The sequence below is a fragment of the Streptomyces sp. NPDC017993 genome (assembly GCF_044328065.1).
GTDB lineage: Bacteria > Actinomycetota > Actinomycetes > Streptomycetales > Streptomycetaceae > Streptomyces.
Genome location: NZ_JBIRGO010000007.1, coordinates 314,014 through 338,003 on the forward strand (window position 1 = coordinate 314,014; position 23,990 = coordinate 338,003).

General features: G+C 73.8%; 20 protein-coding genes and 1 pseudogene. 7 read left to right on the forward strand and 14 right to left on the reverse strand.

The features are described from left to right. Nucleotides 1–13: 13 nt before the first annotated feature. From ACH4FH_RS15510 to ACH4FH_RS15530, 5 genes are all read left to right on the forward strand, one after another. Entirely contained in the window at nt 14–1,564 is a 1,551-nt protein-coding gene (locus ACH4FH_RS15510) for an aldehyde dehydrogenase (NADP(+)) (RefSeq protein WP_398556326.1), read from the forward strand. Further along, nucleotides 1,548–2,177, forward strand: coding sequence for a GNAT family N-acetyltransferase (locus tag ACH4FH_RS15515; RefSeq protein ID WP_398556327.1), 630 nt, complete (start codon nt 1,548–1,550; stop codon nt 2,175–2,177). Before ACH4FH_RS15510 ends, ACH4FH_RS15515 begins: the two co-directional genes overlap by 17 nt. Before the next feature lie 62 nt (nt 2,178–2,239). Continuing rightward, nucleotides 2,240–2,944, forward strand: a complete 705-nt coding sequence (locus ACH4FH_RS15520) for a DsbA family oxidoreductase (protein ID WP_398556328.1) — start codon at nt 2,240–2,242, stop codon at nt 2,942–2,944. Between the two features lie 123 nt (nt 2,945–3,067). Continuing rightward, nucleotides 3,068–4,132, forward strand: a complete 1,065-nt coding sequence (locus tag ACH4FH_RS15525) for an aminotransferase class V-fold PLP-dependent enzyme (protein ID WP_398556329.1) — start codon at nt 3,068–3,070, stop codon at nt 4,130–4,132. A 113-nt stretch (nt 4,133–4,245) separates the two neighbouring features. Then, nucleotides 4,246–5,316 (forward strand): alkene reductase, encoded by a 1,071-nt coding sequence (locus ACH4FH_RS15530; RefSeq protein WP_398556330.1) that lies wholly within the window; start codon nt 4,246–4,248, stop codon nt 5,314–5,316. Between the two features lie 46 nt (nt 5,317–5,362). Here the strand turns inward: ACH4FH_RS15530 and ACH4FH_RS15535 are convergent, their stop codons facing one another. The 5 genes from ACH4FH_RS15535 to ectA all read right to left on the reverse strand — a co-directional run bounded on the left by ACH4FH_RS15535 (nt 5,363) and on the right by ectA (nt 10,276). Then, entirely contained in the window at nt 5,363–6,673 is a 1,311-nt protein-coding gene (locus ACH4FH_RS15535; RefSeq protein ID WP_398556331.1) for an alpha/beta fold hydrolase, read from the reverse strand. Between the two features lie 191 nt (nt 6,674–6,864). Further along, the gene (gene thpD, locus ACH4FH_RS15540) at nt 6,865–7,764 is read right to left on the reverse strand and encodes an ectoine hydroxylase (protein ID WP_398556332.1); all 900 of its coding nucleotides are present in this window, start codon (nt 7,762–7,764) and stop codon (nt 6,865–6,867) included. 92 nt (nt 7,765–7,856) lie between these two features. After that, nucleotides 7,857–8,261 (reverse strand): ectoine synthase, encoded by a 405-nt coding sequence (locus tag ACH4FH_RS15545; protein ID WP_398556333.1) that lies wholly within the window; start codon nt 8,259–8,261, stop codon nt 7,857–7,859. Between the two features lie 46 nt (nt 8,262–8,307). Beyond that, nucleotides 8,308–9,576 carry a diaminobutyrate--2-oxoglutarate transaminase gene (ectB, locus tag ACH4FH_RS15550; protein ID WP_398556334.1) on the reverse strand — a complete coding sequence of 423 codons (1,269 nt, stop codon included), beginning with the start codon at nt 9,574–9,576 and terminating at the stop codon, nt 8,308–8,310. 133 nt (nt 9,577–9,709) lie between these two features. Then, nucleotides 9,710–10,276: a diaminobutyrate acetyltransferase gene (ectA, locus tag ACH4FH_RS15555; protein ID WP_398556335.1), complete on the reverse strand. Its 567-nt coding sequence runs from the start codon at nt 10,274–10,276 to the stop codon at nt 9,710–9,712. A gap of 507 nt (nt 10,277–10,783) precedes the next feature. On the opposite strand from ectA, the gene ACH4FH_RS15560 reads away from it, so the two are divergent. Next, nucleotides 10,784–11,875 (forward strand): amidohydrolase family protein, encoded by a 1,092-nt coding sequence (locus tag ACH4FH_RS15560; protein WP_398556417.1) that lies wholly within the window; start codon nt 10,784–10,786, stop codon nt 11,873–11,875. Between the two features lie 182 nt (nt 11,876–12,057). Here the strand turns inward: ACH4FH_RS15560 and ACH4FH_RS15565 are convergent, their stop codons facing one another. Then, nucleotides 12,058–13,023 (reverse strand): bile acid:sodium symporter family protein, encoded by a 966-nt coding sequence (locus tag ACH4FH_RS15565; RefSeq protein WP_398556418.1) that lies wholly within the window; start codon nt 13,021–13,023, stop codon nt 12,058–12,060. 456 nt (nt 13,024–13,479) lie between these two features. On the opposite strand from ACH4FH_RS15565, the gene ACH4FH_RS15570 reads away from it, so the two are divergent. Continuing rightward, nucleotides 13,480–14,433, forward strand: a complete 954-nt coding sequence (locus ACH4FH_RS15570) for an SCO1860 family LAETG-anchored protein (protein ID WP_398556419.1) — start codon at nt 13,480–13,482, stop codon at nt 14,431–14,433. A gap of 156 nt (nt 14,434–14,589) precedes the next feature. On the opposite strand, the gene cobC is transcribed toward ACH4FH_RS15570, so the two are convergent. From cobC to ACH4FH_RS15610, 8 genes and pseudogenes are all read right to left on the reverse strand, one after another. Continuing rightward, complete coding sequence (cobC, locus tag ACH4FH_RS15575; protein ID WP_398556336.1) at nt 14,590–15,711, reverse strand: Rv2231c family pyridoxal phosphate-dependent protein CobC; 1,122 nt, start codon at nt 15,709–15,711, stop codon at nt 14,590–14,592. Continuing rightward, entirely contained in the window at nt 15,695–16,624 is a 930-nt protein-coding gene (locus tag ACH4FH_RS15580; protein WP_398556420.1) for a sirohydrochlorin chelatase, read from the reverse strand. The genes cobC and ACH4FH_RS15580 overlap by 17 nt, the downstream gene beginning before the upstream one ends. Before the next feature lie 177 nt (nt 16,625–16,801). After that, nucleotides 16,802–17,287: pseudogene (locus tag ACH4FH_RS15585) on the reverse strand (cobalamin biosynthesis protein); the annotation flags it as partial. Next, nucleotides 17,284–17,955: a VOC family protein gene (locus tag ACH4FH_RS15590; protein ID WP_398556337.1), complete on the reverse strand. Its 672-nt coding sequence runs from the start codon at nt 17,953–17,955 to the stop codon at nt 17,284–17,286. The gene ACH4FH_RS15590 and the pseudogene ACH4FH_RS15585, both read right to left, overlap by 4 nt. Then, nucleotides 17,952–19,418: a cobyrinate a,c-diamide synthase gene (locus tag ACH4FH_RS15595; protein WP_398556338.1), complete on the reverse strand. Its 1,467-nt coding sequence runs from the start codon at nt 19,416–19,418 to the stop codon at nt 17,952–17,954. Before ACH4FH_RS15595 ends, ACH4FH_RS15590 begins: the two co-directional genes overlap by 4 nt. Nucleotides 19,419–19,425: 7 nt before the next feature. Next, nucleotides 19,426–20,022 carry a cob(I)yrinic acid a,c-diamide adenosyltransferase gene (gene cobO, locus ACH4FH_RS15600; RefSeq protein ID WP_398556339.1) on the reverse strand — a complete coding sequence of 199 codons (597 nt, stop codon included), beginning with the start codon at nt 20,020–20,022 and terminating at the stop codon, nt 19,426–19,428. Next, nucleotides 20,022–22,241 carry a putative cobaltochelatase gene (locus ACH4FH_RS15605; protein WP_398556340.1) on the reverse strand — a complete coding sequence of 740 codons (2,220 nt, stop codon included), beginning with the start codon at nt 22,239–22,241 and terminating at the stop codon, nt 20,022–20,024. Before ACH4FH_RS15605 ends, cobO begins: the two co-directional genes overlap by 1 nt. Before the next feature lie 121 nt (nt 22,242–22,362). Then, nucleotides 22,363–23,961, reverse strand: coding sequence for a cobyric acid synthase (locus ACH4FH_RS15610; protein WP_398556421.1), 1,599 nt, complete (start codon nt 23,959–23,961; stop codon nt 22,363–22,365). Nucleotides 23,962–23,990: the final 29 nt, after the last annotated feature.

Genomic DNA, 23,990 nt, shown 5'->3' on the forward strand with positions numbered 1-23,990 from the left:
GAAGGAATGCACGGTGGCAGCAGCGGCAGCAGCACCAGTCTGGAGCGTCGACCCCCGAAGCGGGAAGCAGCGCGAGCAGGTTGCGGTGGAGGCGACAGCGGCCGAGGTGGATGCCGCCGTGAGTGCGGCGCACGCCGCCCGCGCCTCGCTCGCCGACCGGGAAGTGCGCGCGGCCTATCTGCGCCGCGCGGCCGAGGTGCTGGAGGAGGCCGGCGACCGGGTCATCGAGGCCGCCGACGCCGAGACGGCACTCGGCCCCGGCCGCCTCACCGGAGAACTCGGCCGGACCACCTACCAGTTGCGCGCCTTCGCAGACATCGTCGCCGAGGGCGCGTTCCTCGACGTACTGATCGACCACGCCGACCCCGCCCTCGCCCCGCCGCGGCCCGACCTGCGCCGCTACAAGATCCCGCTGGGCGTCGTCGCGGTCTACTCCGCCAGCAACTTCCCGCTCGCCTTCTCGGTGCCCGGCGGCGACACCGCCAGCGCCCTGGCGGCCGGCTGCCCGGTGGTGGTCAAGGCCCACCCCGACCACCCCGCCACCTCCGAGCTGTGCGTCGCGCTGCTGCGCCGGGCCGCCGCCGACGTCGGCCTGCCCGAGGGCGTGGTGAGCCTGGTGCACGGCTTCCAGGCCGGCGTCGACCTGGTACGCCACCCACTCGTCACCGCCGCCGGCTTCACCGGCTCGGTACGCGGCGGCCGGGCCCTCTACGACGCGGCCGCGGCCCGCCCCCGGCCCATCCCCTTCCACGGCGAACTCGGCAGCCTCAACCCCGTCGTGATCACCGAGGCCGCCGCCGCCGAACGCGCCGAGGAGATCGGCGCCGGTCTGGCCGGCTCGGTGACCCTCGGCGTCGGACAGTTCTGCGTCAAGCCCGGCCTGGTCCTCGCCCCCGAGGGGGAGGCCGGCGACCGGCTGCTGAAGTCGCTGACCGCCGCGGTCAGCGACAGCGAGGCAGGCGTCCTGCTGGACCACCGGATGCGTGACGCGTTCGTGGACGGCGTCCGGGCCCGCGCCGAACTCCCCGATGTCCAGGCACCGGTGACCCCCGGCGCGGGCGGTGAGCACAGTGTCAGCGCGGGCTTCCTCGCCGTGCCGGCCACCCGCCTCGCTGCCGAGGGCCCGCACGACCTCCTCCTGGAGGAGTGCTTCGGCCCGGTCACCGTCCTCGCCCGCTACGCCGACGAGTCCGAGATCGGCGCGGTCCTCGGCCGGCTCCCCGGCAACCTCACCGCGACCCTGCAACTCGGCGACGAGGAGGGCGCCGGCACCGACGGCGAGGGACGCGGCGCCCGGCTGCTGGCCGCTCTCACCCCGCTCGCCGGCCGCGTCGTCGTCAACGGCTGGCCGACCGGCGTCGCGGTCGCCCCCGCCCAGCACCACGGCGGGCCCTACCCGGCCACCACCTCCACCTCCACCTCCGTCGGCGGCACCGCCATCGAACGCTGGCTGCGGCCGGTCGCCTACCAGGACTCCCCGCCCGCACTGCTCCCGCCCGAGCTGCGGGAGGACAACCCGCTCGGGCTGCCGCGCCGCGTCGACGGCCGTGCCGAAGGCGCGTAGGGCCAACGGCGCCTTGCGCCCCGACAGCGGGGGACCCGCCCTCCAGGTCCGCGCGGCGCACACCGCGGACCTGGAGGCGATCGCCACCCTGCACAGTCGCGCCCGCGCCGCGTACCACCGCGGCCGGGCGCCCGGCGTGCCCTTCGACCTGCCCGCCGAGCACACCCGCTGCCAGGCGGTCTGGGCACGCGCCCTGGAGCGCGAGGACACGCTCTGCGCCGTGCGGCACGGCACGGTCCTCGGCGCCGCCTCCTACGGGCGCCCCGCCGGACCGGGAGCCCCCGAAGCCGTCACGCTGCACCAGCTCCAGGTCGACCCCGACCACTGGAGGACGGGCGTCGGCCGCGCCCTGCACACCGCCTGCCTGCACGCCTGGCGCACCGCAGGCTTCTCCCGTGCCGCCCTGGACGTCGTCTGGCACAACCGGCGCGCCCGCGCTTTCTACACCGGCCACGGCTGGCGGCCGGACCCGCGCCACCGCCCCGCCCCCGACGCGACCCACCTCACGCTGACACTGTCCCTCGCGGTGACGCCTTTGGGCGGGGACCGCGACGCAGCCGCCGACCGCGCGTGCGGCCCCCGGCGGTCAGGCCGGGACCGAGCCCCGGAATAGCGCGCCGCTCCCGCCTGTTCCTCCTGGTGCCCACCCGCGACAGAAGGAAAGTCAGCCACTCCATGCGCGTCGAAATCTGGTCCGACATCGCCTGCCCCTGGTGCTACATCGGCAAGGCCCGCTTCGCGTCCGGGCTCGCCGCCTTCGCCCACCGCGACGACGTCGAGGTCGTCCACCGCTCCTTCGAACTCGACCCGAACGCCCCGGCCGCCGACGACATCCCCGTGCTGGACATGCTGGCCCGGAAGTACGGCGTCACCCGCGAGCAGGCCGAGGCCATGGAGGCCCGGGTCGCCGGTGCGGCGGCCGAGGAGGGGCTGGACTACCGCTCCGACCGGATCCACGGCAACACCTTCGACCTGCACCGCCTGCTGCACCTCGGCCGGGCGCACGGCGTCCAGGACACCCTGCTGGACGCCTTCTACCGCGCCAACTTCGCCGAGGCCCGGCCGCTGGGCGACCCCGCCGTTCTCGCCGGGATCGCCGTCGGCGCGGGACTGCCCGCCGACGAGGTCGCACGGGTGCTGGCCGACCCGGACGCCTACGCCGACGCCGTCCGCGCCGACGAGCGCGAGGCGGCGGAGCTGGGCGCCACCGGCGTGCCGTTCTTCGTCATCGACCGCCGGTACGGCATCTCCGGCGGACAGCCCGCCGAGGTCTTCCGCCAGGCGCTGGAGCGCGCCCACGCCGACGGCGTCGTCCAGCTCCTGCCGGCAGGCGACGCCGAGGTCTGCGCGGACGACGGCTGCGCCGTGCCCGGGAAGTGATGCTCCGCGCTGGTCGTGCGGCCCGCCCGCACGCACCGCCACCAGCGCGGACGAGTGCCGCTCGCGGACCGGATCGGCACAAACGGCATGGACGTGGCGCGGATCGCCCCGCACAGTGGGGGCATGCAGCGACGAAAGCCACTAGGCGGGGCCGAATTCGCGCCCGAGACGATCTACCTGAACTCCGCGTCCAGCGGACTGCTTCCGGCCCGTAGCGCAGCCGCCCTGCGCGCGGCCCTCGACGAATCCGCCTCCTACGGCACCATGGGCCGCGACTACTTCGCCCCCGCCGCGGCCTCCCGGGCCGCCTTCGGCAGGCTCCTCGACACCTCCCCGGACCGCGTCGCCATCGGCAGCTCGGTCGCGGTGCAGTCCGCGTTCGTCGCCGCCACGCTCCCCGCCGGCTCCGAAGTGCTGGTGCCCGAAGGTGACTTCAGCTCCCTGGTCAACCCGCTCGCCGCACGCCCCGGCATCAAGCTGCGCAGCGTTCCGCTCGCCGACCTCGCCGAGGCGGTACGCCCCGGCACGGCCCTGGTGGCGTTCAGCGCCGTGCAGTCGCTGGACGGCAGGATCGCCGACCTGGAGGCGGTGCGGACCGCCGCCAGGGCCCACGGCGCACGTACCTACCTCGACATCACCCAGGCAGCCGGCTGGCTGCCGCTGCGCGCCGCCGACTTCGACTTCGTCGTCTGCGGGGCCTTCAAGTGGCTGCTGTGCCCGCGCGGCACCACCTTCATGGCGTTCGGCGGTCCGGACCGGGAAGAGGAGGCATGGCCCGCCGCGCTGCACGCCGGCTGGGTGGCCGGTGAGGACACCGGCGCCTCCAGTTACGGACCCGTCGTAGCGCCGGCCGCCACCGCCCGACGCTACGACGAACCGCACGCCCACTACTCCTACGTCGGTGCCGAGCAGTCCCTCGCCCTCATCGAGGAGCTGGGCGTCGCCACCGTCCACGCCCACAACACCGCGCTCGCCGACCACTACCGCGCCGGACTGGCCGCCCGCGGACTCACCCCTCGCCCGGCCCCCGGCTCGGCGATCGTCTCCACCCCCGGGATCGCGGACGCGGAGAGCCGGCTGACCGAGGCCGGCGTGCGGATCTCGGTGCGCGGCGGGCTGCTGCGCGCGGCCTTCCACCTCTACAACTCCACCGACGACGTGGACCGGCTGCTGGCGCTGCTGGCCTAGAGGTCAGGCTGCCGAGGGGAATGCCGGGGCCGTTTCGGCTGCTGAAACCATGGTCAACACCTCAACTCGCCCCCGGGTTGAGGTCCCGTGGCCCAGCAACGGAAAGGCCCTCAGTGACCACCGCCTTCGACCCCGTCGACCTCGCCGGCACCCCGCTCGCCAACCGCATCGTGATGGCGCCGATGACCCGCAACCGCGCCACGCAGGGCGGTGGCGTACCGACCGACTCGATGGTCACGTACTACGCCCAGCGCGCCACCGCCGGCCTCATCGTCACCGAAGCCACCCAGCCCTCCGTCGTCGGCCAGGGCTACCCCTTCACCCCCGGGCTGCACACCGCGGAGCAGGTCGCCGGCTGGCGCCGGGTGACCGACGCCGTGCACGAAGCGGGCGGACGGATCTTCGCGCAGCTGTGGCACGGCGGCCGGATCGGCCACCCGGACGTGCTGCCGGACGGCCTGATACCGGTGGCGCCGTCCCCGGTGGCCGCCGGCAGCCAGGTCTTCACCGAGGACGGCATGAAGGACTGCGTCACCCCGCACGAGCTGACGGACAGCGAGATCCGGGCGACCGTCGCCGACTTCGCGGAAGCCGCGCGCAACGCCATCGAGGCGGGCTTCGACGGCGTGGAGATCCACGGCGCCAACGGCTATCTCCTCCACCAGTTCCTGGCCCCCAACAGCAACTTGCGCACCGACGCGTGGGGCGGCACGACCGAGGGCCGGATCCGCTTCGCGGTGGAGGTGACGCGGGCGGTGGCCGACGCCGTCGGGGCCTACCGCACCGGCCTGCGGCTCTCGCCAGGCAACCCCTTCAACGACATCGCCGAGCCCGCCCCCGAGCCCCTCTACACGGCTCTGCTCCAGGCGGTGGAGCCGTTCGGCCTGGCCTACCTGCACGTCTGCGACGTCCCCGACCACGAGCTGCTCGGCCGGCTGCGCAAGCACTTCACCGGCACCTTCGTCCTCAACCCGGCGGGCGACGGGCGCCCCGCGGGACCCGAGGACCTGGCGCTCATCGAGGACGGCACCGCCGACCTGCTGGCCTTCGGGCGGCAGTTCCTCGCCAATCCCGACCTGCCCCGGCGGCTGGCGCTCGGCGGGCCCTTCAACTCGCCCGACCGCGCCGCCTTCTACGGCGGTGACGACACCGGCTACCTCGACTACCCGGCCCTGCCGGCCTGATCCCGAAACGGCCGCGGCGGGGTGCCATCGACACCCCGCCCGCCGTTCACACCTCGCCGCGCACGGTCCGGATCAGCCGGTCGAGCACCGCGCCGTCGCTCACCCGAAGGCCGTCGTGCTCCCACTCGTTGGTCACCCACACCCGCAGGCCCCGGATGCGTTCCGCGGTCCGCAGCGCCTGCGCGGTGTCGACGTACATGTCGTCGAAGTAGACGGCCGCGGCGGCCGGCACCGTGTTGGCGGCCAGCCGCCCGGCGTCATACAGGTCCGGCCAGTCGGTCCGCTCCGCGAGCGCCTGCGCGGTCTCCTTCAGCGGAACCAGCGCGGGGTCGCTGTCGAACAGCCACGGATACATCATCTCGCCGGTGAAGTGCAGCGGCCCGTCGCCGGCCAGCGCCGCGTCCACATCGAACTCCGGGAAGTCGGGGCGGACGCGCTGTGCCGCCCAGCCGGTGGGGCCCGGGTCGACCGAGCGCTGCCCGTAGATCGTCTCGTGCAGCACCGCGAACAGCGGGGTGGTGGCATGCGAGAGATGGCCCTGCACGGCGTGCAGGAACGCGTCGGCGAGCTCGGAGCCGCCGGGTCCTGTCACCCAGGCCTCGGTGACGAGGTGGTGCAGCGTGTGCGAGCCCGTGCCGCTGCCCAGCATCAGGCCGAGCGCCTGGAACGCCTCGGCCGTCAGCAGCCCCCCGCCCGGCAGCCGTACCGTCCGCTCCCGCAGGTGCGCCGCGATCCGCTTCGCCGCCGCCACGTCCTGCGGATAACGGGCGTAGTGGTCGGCGTTCTTGCGCGCGACCCTCGGATAGGCAGCCCGGTAGACGTCCTCCGCGCTCGCGTCGATCCCGGGCAGCCCGCCGGTGACGTACGCCGCACGCAGACCCTCCGGCGCCCGGGAGAGGTACGCGACGGTGCAGAACCCGCCGAAACTCTGGCCCAGGACGCTCCACGGCGCACCGTCCGCCACCAGCCGGCGCCGGAACAACTCGGCGTCCCGCACGATGGCGTCCGCGCGGAAGTGCGCCAGGTAAGCGGCCTGTTCGGCCGGGCCCCCGCGCAGTGGCAGGGTCTGCCGGTTGGCCGGCGTCGACCGCCCCGTGCCGCGCTGGTCCAGCAGCAGCACGCGGTGGTCCTCAAGTGCCCGGGACAGCCAGGAGTCCCGGCCCAGCGGGCGCGGTGCGGGACAGCCCGGCCCGCCCTGGAGATAGACCAGCCAGGGCAGTGCGTCCCGCTCGCGGCCCGCGGCCACCACCTCGCGTCCGTAGACCGTCAGGTGCTCCCCGTCCGGATCGGCGTGGTCCAGCGGCACCTCCAGCAGATGGTCCGTCAGCACCACCCCGGGCAGCCGGTCGACAGCCATGCGCTCTCCTCGCTCCTCGTCGCCACCATGAAACCGCAGGTCAGGCTAGCGTCGCGAGCCTCGCAGCCCAGCGGGGCCCGGCACGCCCCGTAACGCAGCGCGGCCGCCGCACAGTCGATGCTGTGCGGCGGCCGCGCCACCCGTGCGTGCCGGTGAACCGCGGGAGGAGACCGCAGGCCCGGAGAGATCCGCTACTTCACCGGCGTGAAGTCGCGGGCGCCGATGTAGTCCGGGCGCCGGATCGGAGCCGCGAACGGGTCCACCGCGGCGTTCTCCACGCTGTTGAAGACGATGAAGACGTTGCTGCGCGGGTACGGCGTGATGTTGTCACCGGAGCCGTGCAGGGCGTTGCAGTCGAACCACGTCGCCGAGCCCGCCTTGCCGGTGAACAGCCGGATGCCGTGCTTGTCGGCCATCTTCGTCAGCACCTCGTCCGACGGGATGCCCGCGTCCTGCATCTGCAGCGACTTCTTGTAGTTGTCCTTCGGCGTCTCACCCGCGCAGCCCACGAAGTGCTCGTGGGAGCCCGGCATGATCATCAGGCCGCCGTTGGTGTCGTAGTTCTCGGTCAGCGCGATCGAGACCGACACGGTCCGCATGTTCGGCAGACCGTCCTCTGCGTGCCAGGTCTCGAAGTCCGAGTGCCAGTAGAAGCCCGAGGCACCGAAGCCGGGCTTCACGTTGATCCGCGACTGGTGGACGTAGACGTCCGATCCGAGGATCTGCCGGGCGCGGCCGACCACACGCGGGTCGGCGACCAGCTTGGCGAACACCTCACTGATCTTGTGCACCTCGAAGACGGTCCGTACGTCCTGGGACTTCGGCTCGACGATCGAGCGCGGGTCGGCGCGCATCGTCGGATCCAGGACGAGTCGGTCCAGCTCGGCGCGGTACACCGCGACTTCTTCCGCCGTAAGCAGTTCCCCGATGGCGAAAAAGCCGTCGCGTTCGAAGTCGCTCAGCTCGGACGGCTCGAAAGGTCCGGCCGTTCCGGGCTGCGACCACACCACCGGGTCCCTTCGCGGAGTGATCACCTCAGTGGATCCGCGGGTCGGGTACAGGTCGGCGGTGCGCTCGGGTGCGGTGGTCATGGTGTTGCCTTCCTCTCCTCTCGAAGTGCTCTTGGCTACCTGCTCGTGTGCGTGCCTTCCTCAGCTGCCGGACGGGGCAGGCGGGATACGCCTCAGACCGTCTCAGGTTCGGTGAGCAACGGGTAGACACCGTTCTCGTCGTGGTCCTCGCGGCCGGTCACCGGAGGGTTGAACACACAGACGCAGCGGAAGTCCGTCTTGGGCCGCATCGTGTGCTTCTCGTGGCCGTTGAGCAGGTACATCGTGCCGGGCGCGATCCAGTGCTTCTCGCCGGTCTCGTCGTTCGTGAGCTCGGCCTCGCCCTCTACGCACAGTACGGCCTCGATGTGATTCGCGTACCACATCGACGTCTCGGTTCCGGCGTACAGCGTGGTCTCGTGCAGCGAGAAGCCGACGCGCTCCTTGGCGAGCACGATGCGCTTGCTCTCCCACGTGCCGGACGCGGCCTTGACGTGGCGGTCGGTGCCTTCGATGTCCTTGAAGGATCGGACGATCACGGTGAGTCGGTGCCTTTCTGTGAAACGGTAAGGAGCTCTGGGCTGTTCAGGCGCAGTCGCGGACCGCGCGGGCGAGGGTACGAAGACCCTCGTCCAGCTCCTCGGGGGTGGTCGTCAGTGCGGGGAGCAGCTTGACGACCTCGCTCTCCGGGCCGGAGGTCTCGATGAGCAGACCCAGCTCGTAGGCGCGCTTGGCGATTTTGTTGGCGAGGCTCTTCTCGATGCACTCCAGGCCCCACACCAGGCCGCGGCCGCGGTACTCGGCGATGGCTTCCGGGTGCTCCTCGACGATGGCCTTCAGGTGGGCTTCCACGATCTCACCGCGGGCGAGAGTCTGCTTCTCCATCTGGCCGTCGGCCCAGTAGGTGTCCAGCGCGGCGGCGGCGGTGACGAACGCGGGGTTGTTGCCGCGGAAGGTGCCGTTGTGCTCACCCGGCTCCCAGACGTCCAGCTCAGGCTTGAACAGCGTGAGCGCGAGGGGCAGGCCGTAGCCGCTGATGGACTTCGAGACGGTGACGATGTCCGGCACGATGCCCGCCTCCTCGAAGGAGAAGAAGGCACCCGTACGGCCGCAGCCCATCTGGATGTCGTCGACGATCAGCAGCATGTCGCGGCGCTCGCACAGGTCGGCGAGGGCGCGCAGCCACTCGACGCGGGCGACGTTGATGCCGCCCTCGCCCTGGACGGTCTCGACGATCACCGCGGCGGGGGTGTTGAGGCCCGAACCCTGGTCCTCGAGCAGCCGCTCGAACCACAGGAAGTCGGGGTAGGCGCCGTCGAGGTAGTTGTCGAACGGCATCGGGGTGCCGTGCACCAGCGGTATGCCGGCGCCGGCGCGCTTGAAGGCGTTGCCGGTGACGGCCAGCGAGCCGAGCGACATGCCGTGGAAGGCGTTGGTGAAGGACACGATCGACTCGCGGCCCTTGACCTTGCGCGCCAGCTTCAGCGCGGCCTCGACGGCGTTGGTGCCCGTCGGGCCGGGGAACATGACCTTGTAGGGCAGGTCACGCGGCCGCAGGATGATGTTCTGGAAGGACTCCAGGAACGCCCGCTTGGCCGTGGTGGACATGTCCAGGCCGTGGGTGACGCCGTCGCGCTCGATGTAGTCGATCAGCGCGCGTTTGAGGACCGGGTTGTTGTGGCCGTAGTTCAGTGACCCGGCACCGGCGAAGAAGTCCAGGTAGGTGTGGCCGTCCTCGTCGAACATGCGGCTGCCCTGCGCACGGTCGAACACGGTCGGCCAACCGCGGCAGTAGCTCCGCACCTCGGACTCAACGGTTTCGAAGACGCTCAGATCGGGCTGGGAGATGGTCACAGCATGCTCCTGGGAGATGAGTGGCGAAAGGGGGAGAAGTCTTGGTGGCTGGGGCGGGAACGGCGATTTCAGGGGGTGTGCCGGACCCGCGTGGCGCACGCGGCACAGGGGCCGCGCCGTGGCCCGGAGGCCGTCAGCGCCCGGAACCCGGTGGAGGGTCGAACGGGCCGATGAGGTGCAGGACCTCCGGCTCGTGGCCCTGCTCCGGGAACAGCCCCGCGTCGAAGAGCACCTCGCGCTTCAACGGCACCTGGTGGCGCTCGGCGAACGAGGAGAACAGACGGTTCGACGCGGCGTTGTCGGGCGTGATGGTCGTCTCTACGAGGCGGATGCCCAGCTCACGTGTGGCGCGGGCGGTCAGCCCGTCCAGGAGTGCGGCGGCCAGCCCCTGGCCCCGGTGCGCGTCGTCGACGGCGACCTGCCAGACGACGAGCGTGTCGGGGCGATCGGGGCGGATGTAGCCGGTGACGAAGGCGGCCGGCTCGCCCTCCGCGTCACGTGCGACGACGGAGGTGGCGGCGAAGTCGCGACACCACAGGAGGTAGCTGTACGAGGAGTTCAGGTCCAGTGCCTTGGAGTCGCGAGCGATACGCCAGATCGCGGCCCCGTCCTCTACGCGTGGGGTGTCGAGCTTGAAGCCCTCCGGCAATTCTCTGATATCGCTGCGGGCACCTGCATGGTCTGCTTGTGCGGCGGTCATAGAAATTAAATTTACCCAGTGAAAAAGGAAATTGCATCGCGAGGAGGGGTTACGGAACGGATCGTTTTATGGTATCGCGCGGGGGTGCCCGAGCGCGCGATCCAGCCGAGGGATGTCCCGATTTGACCAGGAAGTTCGGGGCGAAACGGACACGGTGTGTAGTCGGTCACAGGTCCGTAACGTCCATGAGACGGGTCCGAATTACGGTACTTGCCGCTTGCAGAATCGTGGCGTTTGAGGAGCGGAAAAGCGGGCAGAAGAATACGGAAAGCTGTGTTGCCGAGGAATTGGGAATTCGCCGGTAGAAGGTGTACCGAGCGTACGCGGGCGCCTCACCGCGCGACACACGAGAAGATGTGCGAGATGATGGGCGAGAACGCCCGCGAAGGAATGCGTAACGCGCAGTCACGTTTCCGTGATGGGGCGCGGAAAAATGCCTTCGAGCGCGAGCGGAGACCGCCCGCGCATCCGCCGTGGCACGCCGCTTAAAGTGCCGCTATGACGTCCATGAGCGAAGGTGCGGCGCTGCACCTCAAGGGGAGGGTCCTGGCGGGCCCGGACGACGTGCGTGACGAGCTCTGGGTCGTCGGCGGGCGTGTGACGTTCCAGCCGCCGACCGGGACACGGGACATCACCACCGTCGAGGGCTGGGTCCTTCCGGGTCTGGTCGACGCGCACTGCCATGTCGGTCTCGACGCCCACGGCCCGGTCGACGCCGGGACCGCGGAGAAGCAGGCGCTCACCGACCGGGATGCCGGCACCCTGCTGATCCGCGACGCCGGGTCACCCTCGGACACCCGCTGGATCGACGACCGCGCGGACCTGCCGCGGATCATCCGCGCCGGCCGCCACATCGCGCGCACCCGCCGCTACATCCGCAACTACGCCCACGAGATCGAGTCCGAGGACCTGGTCGCCTACGTCGCCCAGGAGGCCAGGCGGGGCGACGGCTGGGTCAAGCTCGTCGGTGACTGGATCGACCGCTCGACCGGCGATCTGGAGTCCTGCTGGCCGCGCGGCGCCGTCGAGGCGGCCATCGCCGAGGCACACCGGCTGGGTGCCCGGGTGACCGCCCACTGCTTCGCGGAGGACTCCCTCGCGCCGCTCGTCGAGGCCGGAATCGACTGCGTCGAGCACGCCACGGGCCTCACCGAGGACACCATCCCGCTGTTCGCGGAGCGCGGTGTCGCCATCGTGCCGACCCTCGTCAACATCGGGACGTTCCCACGCCTCGCCGCCGGCGGGGAGTCGAAGTTCCCGCGCTGGGCGGACCACATGCGGCGACTGCACGCGCGCCGCTACGACACCGTGCGGGCCGCGTACGACGCCGGCGTGCCGATCTTCGCCGGCACGGACGCGGGCGGCTCACTGGCGCACGGTCTGATCGCCGAGGAGGTCGCGGAGCTGCGGAAGGCCGGGCTGCCCGCCGTGGCCGCGCTCTCCGCGACGACCTGGGGCGCCAGGGACTGGCTCGGCTGTCCCGGCCTCACCGAGGGCGCTCCGGCGGACCTGGTCGTCTACGAGGCCGATCCGCGCGCGGATGTGCGGGTGCTCGCGGCGCCGCGCCGGGTGGTGCTGCGCGGGCGGGTGATCGGCTGAGGCCCGCCCCTGGGTTCTGATCGTGGCCGGGAGGGCGGCCGTACGCGGCTCTCCCGGCCTGTGGGGCCATGTGGGTGACTCGGGGGCCCGGTGGCCGCCGGGAGCCCGCCACGCCGCCTGTCCGGCTCGCGAGAGCCCGGACGGTGCCGCGCCGGGCCGTGTGGACCGGTGCCGGACGCGGCCTAGCCCTGCCGGCGTGCGGACCGTGCCATCCAGGCGGCGACCACCGCGCCCGAGACGTTGTGCCAGACGGAGAAGACCGCGGCGGGCAGTGCCGCGGCCGGGCTGAAGTGGGCGGTGGCCAGGGACGCCGCGAGCCCGGAGTTCTGCATGCCGACCTCGAAGGCCATCGCCCGGCTCGCCGGGCGGCCCAGCCGGGCCAGCTTGCCGGACGCGTAGCCGAGCGCGAGGCCCAGCCCGTTGTGCAGGACCACCGCGAGCATGACCAGGGCCGCCGCGTCCTTGATCGCCGCGGCGCTGCCGGACACCACGGCCAGCACGATGGCCGCGATGGTGACGGCGGAGAGCCAGGGCAGGGCGCCGAGCACCTTGTCGACCCAGCGGCCGGCGACCACCCGCACCACCAGCCCCGCGATCACCGGGAGCAGCACCGTCTTGAGGATGTCGGTGACCATGACCCCGGCGTCCACGTCGAGGAACTGCCCGGCGAGCAGCAGTGTCAGCGGGGGCGTGATCAGCGGCGCGAGCACCGTGGAGACCGTGGCCACCGAGACCGAGAGGGCGACATCGCCACGCGCCAGGTAGGTCACGACGTTCGAGGCCGTACCGCTCGGGGCGCAGCCGACGAGGATCACGCCGGCCGCGAGCTGCGGCGGCAGGTCGAGCACGGTAGCGATCAGCCAGCCAAGACCCGGCATGATCACGTAGTGCGCGACCAGGCCGAGCCCGACCGCCCACGGCCGCTTGGCGACCGCCGCGAAGTCGGGCGGGGTAAGCGTCAGGCCCATCGAGAACATCACCACGCCGAGCATCCACGGCACGGCGGGCGCCCAGCCGGTGAAGTGTGCGGGCCACAGGAGGCCGACCGCCCCGGCGGCGAGCACCAGCAGGGGGAAGACCGTGACCGCCCGGCGGGCCGCGCGGTCGGACGCGGGAAGGTCGCCGGTGGGCGCGGGCGGCTCCGGTATGCCGGATTCCGCGGCCGGTTCGGGGCTCTGGTTCGTCTGCTCGGTTGACACGGCGGCACCCTAGCTCCCGCATGCGTGTACGAGGCACCGGATTCCGGATGGTGGACGTCGGGGCTCCGCGAGGCCGCGTCAGGGCCTCGTGTGTGTGGGGGGAGCCGATCCCCGTGTGTCACCCGTGAAGTGGGACGGCTGGGGCACCGGAAGCGCGCTGCGTCGCAGAAATTCGAATACAGACGCGGAAACCACCCATTGGGATGAACTCACCTCGCGTGGCTGCCCGTTCACCCTCGGTGCGTCCACGATGTGCGGGTCGAGGTCGTCGGCCCGCGTGATGTCCCCCATTGGCGCGGCCGGCGGCTCCACTTCTCTTGTGGGGGTTCCACACACGTGTCCACCAGACCCACCAGCTTCTTCGGCGTGCCCGTACGCGGCGGAGCGGCCGGTCCCGCCGTCCCGCTGCCGGCCCGCCGGCCCGGCCGCCGGCTCGCGGCGACCTTCGTCGCCACCGCCTTCGCCGCCGGCCCCGCCGTCCTGCTCGGCGCCGTCCCGGCGCACGCCACCGGTGACCACGGTGGCGGCGGCACCTCCGGCGCGGCCGTGCTGCGCACCGGCCTGGACGTCGGGCTGCTCAACAAGACGGTCAAGGTGCCGCTGCGGGCCACGCTCAACGAGGTGCGTGCGCCGGCCTCCGCGGACAAGACCGCGCTGACCGTCAACCTGGACGGCATCAACAACGGCAGGCCGTTCAGCGTGCTGCGGGCGGACGTCGCCACCGCGCGGGCCACCGCCGACCGCCGCAGGACCGAGGGCTACGCCAACGTCGCGCACGCGAAGGTGCATGTCCCCGGCCTTCCGCTGCTCTCCCTGATCGAGGTCCAGCAGGTCACCTCCAAGGCCGTCTGCGAGGCGGGGAAGCGGCCCCGGGCCGAGTCGAACGTGCTGGGCACGGTGCGCGTCCTGGGCAAGAAGGTCACGCTGAGTTCGAGCGGCACGACCGACGTCAAGGTGCCGGGCGTGGGGGAGGTGCGGCTGGACCTGTCGAAGAAGAGCGTCACGTCCAGGTCCGCCGCGGCCACCGCCCTCGACCTCAAGGTCTCGGTCAACCCGCTGAAGCTGAACGTCGCCGAGGTCAACGGCCGGGTCACGCTCGCCGAGGCCACCTGCACCGCGCCGCGGCCCACCCCGCCCGAGGACGGCTCGGGCGGCACCGGCACCAGCGGTGGCGAGGGCTCCGGGGCGAGCACCCAGACCGGCTCCCGGCCGAGCACCCAGAACCTCGCGGAGACCGGCGGGAGTTCCACCACGCCTTACCTCGTCGGCGGCGCGGCCCTGCTGCTCGCCGCGGGTGCCGGATCGCTCGGCTTCGTCCGCCGACGCCGGAGCGCCGCGCCGCAGGGCGGCCGCGGCTGACAGCCCCGTACACCGCGCTCGGTGCCGTGGGGGCGCCGGGCGCGGTGTACGGCCCGAGGTGTGCCGCGCGTGGCCGGTGACGGCCCGCGCGGTACGCCTCACCCCGTCGGGGTCCCCGTAGAAGCGTGGTTCACGGGGAACCCGACGGGCCCCCGGTCAGCCGGCGTGGCCGGCCGCCGGGCCGGTGGCGAGTACCTCCGCGAGGGCCGTCACGAAGCGGTCCGTCGTGGCCCGGTCGCGGACCGCGAGCCGGAGCCAGTCCGGCCCGAGGCCCGGGAAGGTGTCGCCACGGCGCGCCGCGAAGCCGCGCTCGCGCAGGCCGGCCCGTACCGCCGCCGCACGCGGCAGCCGGATCAGCACGAACGACCCTTCGGCCGGGCCGACGGCTCGTATCCCGGGGAACTCGCCCAGCCTGGCCAGCAGATGGTCCCGGTCGGCGGCGATCCCGACCGCCGCCGCGGCCGCCTCGTCGAGCGCGGCGGGCTCGCAGCACGCCTCGGCCGCGGCCAGCGCCGGGCTGGAGACCGGCCACAGCGGCTGGGCCCGCTCCAGGGCGGCGATGGTGTCGGGATCGGCCAGCACATAGCCGACGCGCAGCCCCGCGAGCCCCCACGTCTTGGTGAGGCTGCGCAGCACCACCAGGCCCGGCAGGTCCGTGCGCCCGGCCAGCGACGCCCGTTCACCGGGCACCGCGTCCATGAACGCCTCGTCCACGACCAGCGTGCGGCCGGGACGCGCCAACCGGGCCAGGACGTCCGCGGGATGGAGCACCGAGGTCGGGTTGGTCGGGTTGCCGACGACCACCAGATCGGCGTCGTCGGGCACCGCCGCGCCCGCCAGCCGGAAGCCGTCGTCCTCGCTGAGCAGTACCCGCTCCACCGTGTGCCCGGCGTCCCGCAGGGCCGCCTCCGGCTCGGTGAACTGCGGGTGCACCACGACCGGCCTGCGGGCTCCCACCGCACGGGCGATCAGTACGAACGCCTCGGCGGCCCCCGACGTCAGCAGCACCCGTTCGACGGGCAGGCCGTGCCGCGCCGCGACCGCCCGGCGCGCCGCCCGGCCGTCCGGGTACGCGGCGAGACCGTCGAGCGACGCTGCGATCCTGGCCTTGAGCCAGGCCGGGGGAGTGCCGGCCCGGACGTTGACCGCCAGGTCGGTCAGTCCGCCCTCGGCGCCCCGCACTTCGGCGTCGCCGTGGTGGCGCAGATCGGGCTCCTGCGATGGCGGGGAGGACGGCCGCGCCACCTGCCGCCGCACGGACTCAGCCGGCGCTGACATGGCCACCCCGCTCCCCGGTCGCCGGAACTCCCGGGCCCGCCCGGTCCGGTGCGCACGCCGTCCCCCGGCCGTCCTCCGCCGCCACCGGGCACGCGGGGTCCCCGTCCCGCAGCAGCGGATCGCCGGCCACCGTCTCGCGGTAGCGCTCCATGACGACGTCGGCCAGTTCCGGCTCGGGACCGATCACGCCGGCGCCGAGCACCTCGGTGCGCGGGTGCGCGGCGGCCCAGCCCTCGGTCTGCATCCGCAGCCGCTCCAACAGGTCACCGCGGAACAGGAAGTAGGGCAGCACCACGATGCGGGACGGGCCGCCGAACCCCGGGGCCGCGGCGGCCAGCACGTTGCACCGCTCCAGTCCGGCCGGCACATCGGGTGCCGCGTGCGAGACGAACGCGGTCTCCACCCCGGCGAAGCCGCGGCCCTCCCACAGCAGGCGCGCGGCCCGCGCCACCTCGGCGTTGGCGTGCGGGTCGGCGGCGCCCCGGCCCACCAGCAGCACCGTCGTACGGGCCCGGTCCTCGGGCCTGCGGGCGCTGCCGCCCAGCGCCTCGTCCAGCCGCCGCTCCAGCACCGCGAGCAGCTTGGGGTGCGGCCCGAGTTCGGCGCCGCAGGCGTAGCCGAGACCCGGGTGGCCCTCCACGGCCCGCGCCAGCGAGACGGGAAGCGCGTCGGGCACCGGTCCGCTCGGGTCGAGCAGCAGGGGTACGGCGGCGATCCGGGTAGCGCCCCGCTCGACTAGTTCCTCGACCGCGTCGCCCAGCGGCCGGGCCGGCGAGGAGCCGAAGAAGCCGCCGGCGACGGGCACGTCGGGGTGGCGCTCGTCGAGCGTCCGCACCAGGGCACGCAGGGCCTCGGCCCCGCTGGCGTCCCGGGTGCCGTGACCGGCGATGAGCAGAGCGGGAGGGGTGGTCACAACGTCTCCTTGGAGCCGGGGTTTCGCTGTCGTGCGCGGCGGTGCGGACGCCGGCCGCTGCGGGGCGTGGGGGGAGGTCATGACGATATCCGCCGGGCGCAAGGGGGCGGCGGGCACTCCCCGCGTACTGTCGGTAAGGACCGAGGTGATCGCTCCGGCCCCGACGGCGAGCGCACAGGTCGCCCGCGCCGGTCGGCCCTGCGGCGCCGACTTCCGCTTGCCCGTGACCAGTTCGGCCCCCGGCCCGGCGGCCAGCAGTGCGGCGGCCTCGGCGACGCTCGGAGTCCCCACGGCGGCCGCCACGGCCGCGGACGGCGCCGGCACCCGCACGGCCGCCAGAACATGTGCCGGGAAGGCTCGCAGGGGCACCCCGAGCCGCCGTGCCGCTCCGACCAGCCCCGGCTCCGCGGCCTTGGCCGTCACCGTCGCCAGCGCGGTCAGCGCATCGGCCGGCCGTCCCGCGGACGCGAGGGCGGCCGCGATGAGTTCCAGCACCTCCGCCACCGGCACGCCCCGGCTCGCTCCGACACCGACGACCAGCGACGCGGCGGGCGGCCGTGACACTTCGCTCTCCGGCGCCGGCGGACCTGTGGCACTTCCCTGGCCGGTCCGCGGTGCCTCACCGGTGCCGTCGCGCGGCCCGTTTTCCGCCCGGTCCGTCATACCGCGACGGCTCCTCGGCCGAAGGCCACCGGCCCCTGCCGGCCTGCCAGGACGGCGGTGAGCCCGCCGGGCCCGGCGGCGAGCGGGAGCCCCGGCCACCGGACGCCGAGCGCCGCCAGCCGTACGGCGAGGGCTTCGGGCTCGGGGTCGCTCGCGGTGAGCGAGATCAGCGGCAGCTCGGGGAGGGCGGCGCCGGAAGGGTGCGGTGTGTCGCCCCAGTCGAGCAGGAACGGCGTGCGGCCGCCGCCCGCGCCCGGTGGCGTCAACTGCCAGGCGATCCGGCCGCCGTCCGGGGCCCGGCGGCTCATCGCGACCGCGTCGCCGGGGTCGTAGCCGTGGGCCCGCGCGCGGGCGACGGACGCCGCGACGTCGGTGACCCGGACCGCCCAGGTGACCAGCTCCGGTCCGGACAGCGCATCGATGCCGAACCACCGCGGCCCGTCCGGCGCGGGCTGCTCCGGATCCGGCCCGATGATCTCGAAGTAGGCCCCACCGCCCAGCCCCAGCAGGTGATTGCGGGTGCCCCGGCCCGGATGGCTGCCGCCCGGAGCCGGGCGCACACCGGTCAGCTCCGCCACCTCGGCGACCGTACGGTCCAGGTCCGGGGTGGCGTAGACGAGATGGTCGAGGACGGCGGCCGGACCGCCGGTGCCCCGGCCGCCGGTCACCCGGCACCGCCCGGCACGGCGGACGGCGTGCTCCGCGCGGCGCTCTCGACCAGGCGGCCGGCCAGCGAGGGCTCGGCAGCCCAGTGCACATGCAGATACGAGGCGTGCACGCCGCCGCTGACGAAGCCCTCGACCCGGCGCTCCGGGTGGGTCAGGCCCCACGCGGGCGACGCCCCGGCGCCCGGCTCCAGCGCCGTGCGGTGGAACTCGTGGCCGCGCACCCGCGTCCCGGCGGTCGCCAGCGCGTTGTCCTGGAGTGCCACCGCCTCCCGGTAGCCCAGGGTGAGCCGCTCGGTCATCCGGGCGTCGGCGGGCAGCACCCCGCACATCGGCTTGCCGTCTATGGAGCGAGAGAGATAGAGCAGCCCGGCGCACTCGGCGGACACCGGGGCCCCGGAGGCGGCCAGCGCGGCCACCGCCGCCCGCAGCGGCGCGTTCGCCGACAGGTCCGGCGCGTAGACCTCGGGGAAGCCGCCGCCGATCACCAACCCCTGGGTGCCGGGCGGCAGTTGCTCGTCGTGCAGTGGATCGAAGGGCGCCACCTCGGCGCCCGCGGCGGCCAGCAGCTCGGCGTGCTCCGCGTACGAGAAGGTGAAGGCGGCGCCTCCCGCGACGGCGATCAGCGGCTTTCCGGCGCCCGCGGGAGCCGCAGGAGCCGGGGGAGCCGGGGGAGCCGGGGGAGCCGGGGGAGCCGCCACAGCCGGTTCGCCGGCGACGGGCGTCACCTCGACGGCCGGATCCCAGGGGGCGTCCGTCAGCTCCGGCACGTCGTGCGCCAGGGCCAGCAGCGCCTTGAGGTCGCAGCCCTCGCGTACCCGCGCGGCGAGTTCGCGCACCGACTCCACCGCGTCGGTCCGGCGCTCGGCGACCGGCACCAGGCCCAGATGCCGCGACGGGGTACGGGCCTGCTGGGTACGCCGCAGGGCGCCCAGCACCGGCACCCCGGAGGAGTCCATCGCCTCGCGGAGCAGCTCCTCGTGGCGGTCCGAGCCGACCTTGTTGAGGATCACCCCGGCCAGCCGGACCTCCGGGTCCCAGGAGGCGAAGCCGTGCACCAGCGCGGCCACCGACCGCGATTGCGAGGACGCGTCCACGACCAGCACGACCGGCGCCCGCAGCACCTTCGCCACCTGCGCCGTCGACGACAGCTCACCCTGGCCCGACGCCCCGTCGAACAGGCCCATCACGCCCTCGACGACCGCGAGGTCCGCGCCCGCCGCGCCGTGCAGGAACAGCGGGGCGATCCGGCCGGTCCCGCAGAGGTAGGCGTCCAGGTTGCGGCCGGGACGGCCGGTGGCCAGGGAGTGGTAGCCGGGATCGATGTAGTCGGGGCCGACCTTGTGCGGGGAGACCGCGAGGCCCGCCTCGGCGAACGCCGCCATCAGGCCGGTGGCCACCGTCGTCTTGCCCGCCCCGGAGGCGGGCGCGGCGATGACCAGCCGCGGGATCGTCACTGCGCTCACGCCGCACTCACCATTCGATGCCCCGCTGGCCCTTCTGGCCCTCGTCCATCGGGTGCTTGACCTTGGACATGTCCGTCACCAGATCGGCGAAGTCCACCAGGGGCTGAGGGGCGTTGCGGCCCGTGATGACGACGTGCTGCGTACCCGGGCGGTCGCGCAGCACCGACACGACCTCCTCGGTGTCGATCCAGCCCCAGTGCATCGGGTAGGCGAACTCGTCCAGCACCAGCAGCTTGTAGGTCTCGGCGGCGAGGTCCCGCTTGACCTGCTCCCAGCCCTCGCGCGCCGCGTCCTCGCTGGAGGCGATGTCGCGCTGCACCCAGGACCAGCCCTCGCCCATCTTGTGCCAGGCGACGCTGCCGCCCTCGCCGGTCGCGCCGAGCACCTTCAGCGCGCGCTCCTCGCCGACCTTCCACTTCGCCGACTTCACGAACTGGAACACCCCGACCGGCCAGCCCTGGTTCCAGGCGCGCAGCGCCAGACCGAAGGCGGCGGTGGACTTGCCCTTGCCGACGCCCGTGTGGACGAAGACCAGTGGCCGATTGCGGCGCTGGCGGGTGGTGAGTCCGTCGTTCGGTACGACGGACGGCTGTCCCTGCGGCATTACGCGACCCTCCGGGATCCTTGAGTGTGATCAGTGGTGCGGGCGGTCCTGCCGCCGGTCACTTCCTGCATACCGGCCCGGCCGCGGCTGCCCGGGCCCGACCGCGCGGCGTGCCCGCCATGGCTTCCCTGCACCTCGCGGACGAGCGCCGAGACGCTGTCCGCGCGCAGCTCGTCGAGGGTGACCGCGGTGCCCTGGAGTGCCCGGGCCAGCTCGCCCGCCAACCCCAGCCGGACCGGCCCCGACTCGCAGTCCACGACGACCGACGCGACGCCCTCCGAGGCCAGCAGCCGGCCCGCGCGGGTGGCCCGCGGCAAGGGCTGGTCGCCACCGGTGGCGCGGCCGTCCGTGACGACCACGAGCAGCGGCCGGCGCGAGGCGTCCCGCATCCGCTCCACCCGCAGCACGTCATGGGCCTTGAGCAGACCCTCCGACAGCGGCGTACGGCCGCCGGTGGGCAGCTGCTCAAGCCGCGCCGCGCCCGCCTCCACCGAGGAGGTCGGCGGCAGCGCCAGCTCTGCGCCCTTCCCGCGGAACGTGATCATGCCGATCTTGTCGCGGCGCTGGTAGGCGTCGAGCAGCAGCGAGAGGACCGCGCCCTTGACCGCGCTCATCCGCTGCCGGGCCGCCATCGAACCGGACGCGTCCACGACGAACAGCACGAGATTGCCCTCCCGGCCCTCGCGCACCGCCTCGCGCAGATCGTCCCGGCGCACCACCAGGCCCCGCCCGCTGCGCCCGCGGGCACGCTGGTGCGGCGCCGCGGCCTGCACGGTCGCGGCCAGGTGCAGCTTGCTCAACGACCCCTGCGGGCGCCGGGCGCCGGTGGTCCGGCCGTGCGCGGTACGGGCCCGGGACCTGCGGCCGTCCGCGCCCTCGCCCAGTCCGGGAACGTCCAGCCGCCGCGTGGTGAACGGCTCGGCCGCCCCCACCGCCGCGCGCTGCGCGCCGGGGCTAGTGGGGGGCTGTTCGGCGGACTGCTCGGGGGCCGGGGCGCCGGTGTCGGCCGGGTCCGCCGCGCCCGACTCCGGCTCCGGGCCGGCGGGGGGCGTCCGATCGTCGCGGCCGTCGGGCCCGCCGTCCTGCGGCGGCTGCCCACCGGGGCCGTCCGGGCCGCCGTCAGGGCCGCCCTCCGGGCCGTCGGGTCCGCCGTCGGGCCCGTCGTCCGGACCGTCCGGCTCCGGGTCGTCGTCGCCGTCCGACCCGCCGAACTCCTCCAGCGTCTCGTCCAGTTTGTCCTCGTCCAGGCCCGGCGCGTCGAAGGGGTTACGGCGCCGGCGGTGCGGCAGCGCCAGGAGCGCGGCCTGCCGGACGTCCTCGGCCAGTACGTCGGTCCGCCCCGCCCAGGCCGCCAGCGCGGTCGCGGTGCGCGCCATCACGATGTCCGCGCGCATCCCGTCCACCTCGAACGCGGCGCAGGTCGCGGCGATCTGCCGGAGCGCCGCGTCCCCGAGTGTCACGGCGGGCAGCAACTCCCGTGCCGCCGTGATGCGCAGGCGCAGCTCGTCCTCCTCGTCCGCCCAGCGCGCCGCGAAGCCCGCCGGGTCCGCGTCGTACGCCAGCCGGCGCCGGACGACCTCGACGCGCCGCTCCGGCTCACGGGAGGCCGCGACCTCGACGGTCAGGCCGAAGCGGTCCAGCAACTGCGGCCGCAGCTCGCCCTCTTCGGGGTTCATGGTGCCCACGAGCAGGAAGCGCGCCGCGTGCCGTACCGAGACGCCCTCGCGCTCCACGTAAGAGGCGCCCATCGCCGCCGCGTCCAGCAGCAGGTCCACGAGGTGGTCGTGGAGCAGGTTGACCTCGTCGACGTAGAGCACGCCGCGGTGCGCGTCGGCCAGCAGTCCGGGCTCGAAAGCCTTGACGCCCTCCGACAGCGCCCGTTCGATGTCCAGCGCGCCCACCAGCCGGTCCTCCGAGGCGCCGACGGGCAGTTCGACCATCCGCGTCGGCCGGTCCTCACCCGCACCCGTCTCGTGCGGCCCGTCCGGGCAGGCCGGGTCCGGTGAGACCGGGGCGCAGGAGAAGCGGCAGCCGGTGATCACGTCCACGGGCGGCATCAGCGACGACAGGGCGCGCACCGCCGTGCTCTTGGCGGTGCCCTTCTCGCCACGCACCAGCACACCGCCGACCGCGGGGCTGACCGCGTTCAGCAGCAGCGCCAGCCGGAGATCGTCCATGCCGACTACCGCGGTGAAGGGATAGTTGGGGGTCGTGGTCATGCGTTGATGCCTCCTGCGGGCGCAATACGCCCGCGCACGTGATCTGCCACCGCGGCCCCGGCCGCCATGGCGCTGTGGCCCCCGCTTCCACGGGGGTGGTACGTCCTTGTCCGCCGGCTCCTCACGGCGCGCCCGGAGGGACGAACGGCAGCCCCTGCGGCACCCCCTCCTCGATCAGCCGCAGCAGCGCGTCGGTGTCCGCGTGCTCCTCGATCAGATCGCCGAGCCGGTCCAGCTGCTCCTCGCGCAACGTGCCGAAGCTGGTGTCCGGGGCCGGCACGAAGGCCCGGCCCGCGTCCGCCGCGACCTGCCGCAGAAAGGCCCGCCGGAACGCGTCGCTCTCCAGCGAGCCGTGCCAGTGGGTGCCCCACACCGAGCCGACCCGGCACCCGTCCAGACTCTGCCCTCGGCCATCGGAGATGAACGTCTGCCCGCCGTTGACTTCGGCCACCCCGTGGTGGATCTCGTACCCCTCCACGGGCTCGCCCAGCGCCTGCCCGACCGGGCGTGCCAGCGTCTTCTCCACGGCGAAGCGCACCCGGACGGGCAGCAGCCCGAGGCCGGGCACCGCGCCCGCCCGCGACTCGACCTCGTCGTCGATGTGCTCACCGAGCATCTGGAACCCGCCGCAGATGCCCAGCACCGGACGGCCCTCGGCGGCCCGGCGTGCGATCGCGTCCGCCAGACCTCGCTCGCGCAGCCACGCAAGTGCCCGGACCGTGCCCCGGGTGCCGGGCAGCACCACCAGGTCCGCGTCGGCCAGCTCCTCGGCCCGGTCCACGAAGCGGACCACCACGCCCGGTTCGGCGGCCAGCGCGTCCACGTCCGTGAAGTTGGACATCAGCGGCACCGCGGCGACCGCGACCCGCAGGACGTCGGCGCCGTGCGGCGGCGCCACCACGCTCTCGCGGACCGCGCCGCGCAGCGAGACCCGCAGACCGTCCTCCTCGTCGATGCCGAGCCCGTGGGCGAAGGGCAGCACGCCCAGCGTCGGCCGGCCGGTGAGGCCGCGCAGCATCTCCAACCCCGGCTCCAGCAGCGTCACATCGCCGCGGAACTTGTTGACGACATAGCCGGCGATCAGCGCCTGGTCCTCCTTCGACAGCAGCGCCGTGGTGCCGAAGAAGGAGGCGAACACCCCGCCCCTGTCGATGTCCCCGACCACGACGACGGGCAGCCGGCCGGCGCGCGCGATGCCCATGTTGACGATGTCGGTCCGCCGCAGATTGATCTCAGCGGGGCTGCCCGCGCCCTCGCAGATCACCGCGTCATGGGTGCGCCGCAGCTCCTGGAGGCAGTCCGTGACCGTGCCCAGCAGCGCTTCGCGCCGCCCCGCGTACGGTCCCTCGCCGCCCGGCGTCCCGCCGTCGGTCGTCCGCCCGCCGGCCGGGGCCCCGGGGTGGCCGAAGTATCCCGTGGCGCTCAGCTCGCCGACCGGCTTGCCCAGCAGCACCACCTGGCTGCTGCGGTCGCTGCCGGGCTTGAGCAGCACCGGATTCATCAGCGCCGTCGGCTCGACCCGGGCGGCCGCCGCCTGCATCGCCTGCGCCCGCCCGATCTCCGCGCCCTCGCGCGTCACGAACGAGTTCAGCGACATGTTCTGCGCCTTGAACGGCGCCACCCGGACGCCCTGGCGGACCAGCCACCGGCAGATGCCGGCCGTGACCACGCTCTTGCCCGCGTCGGACGTCGTACCGGCCACCAGCAGGCCACCGCCGATGGCGCCGCCGGACACCTCGAACCGTCCCG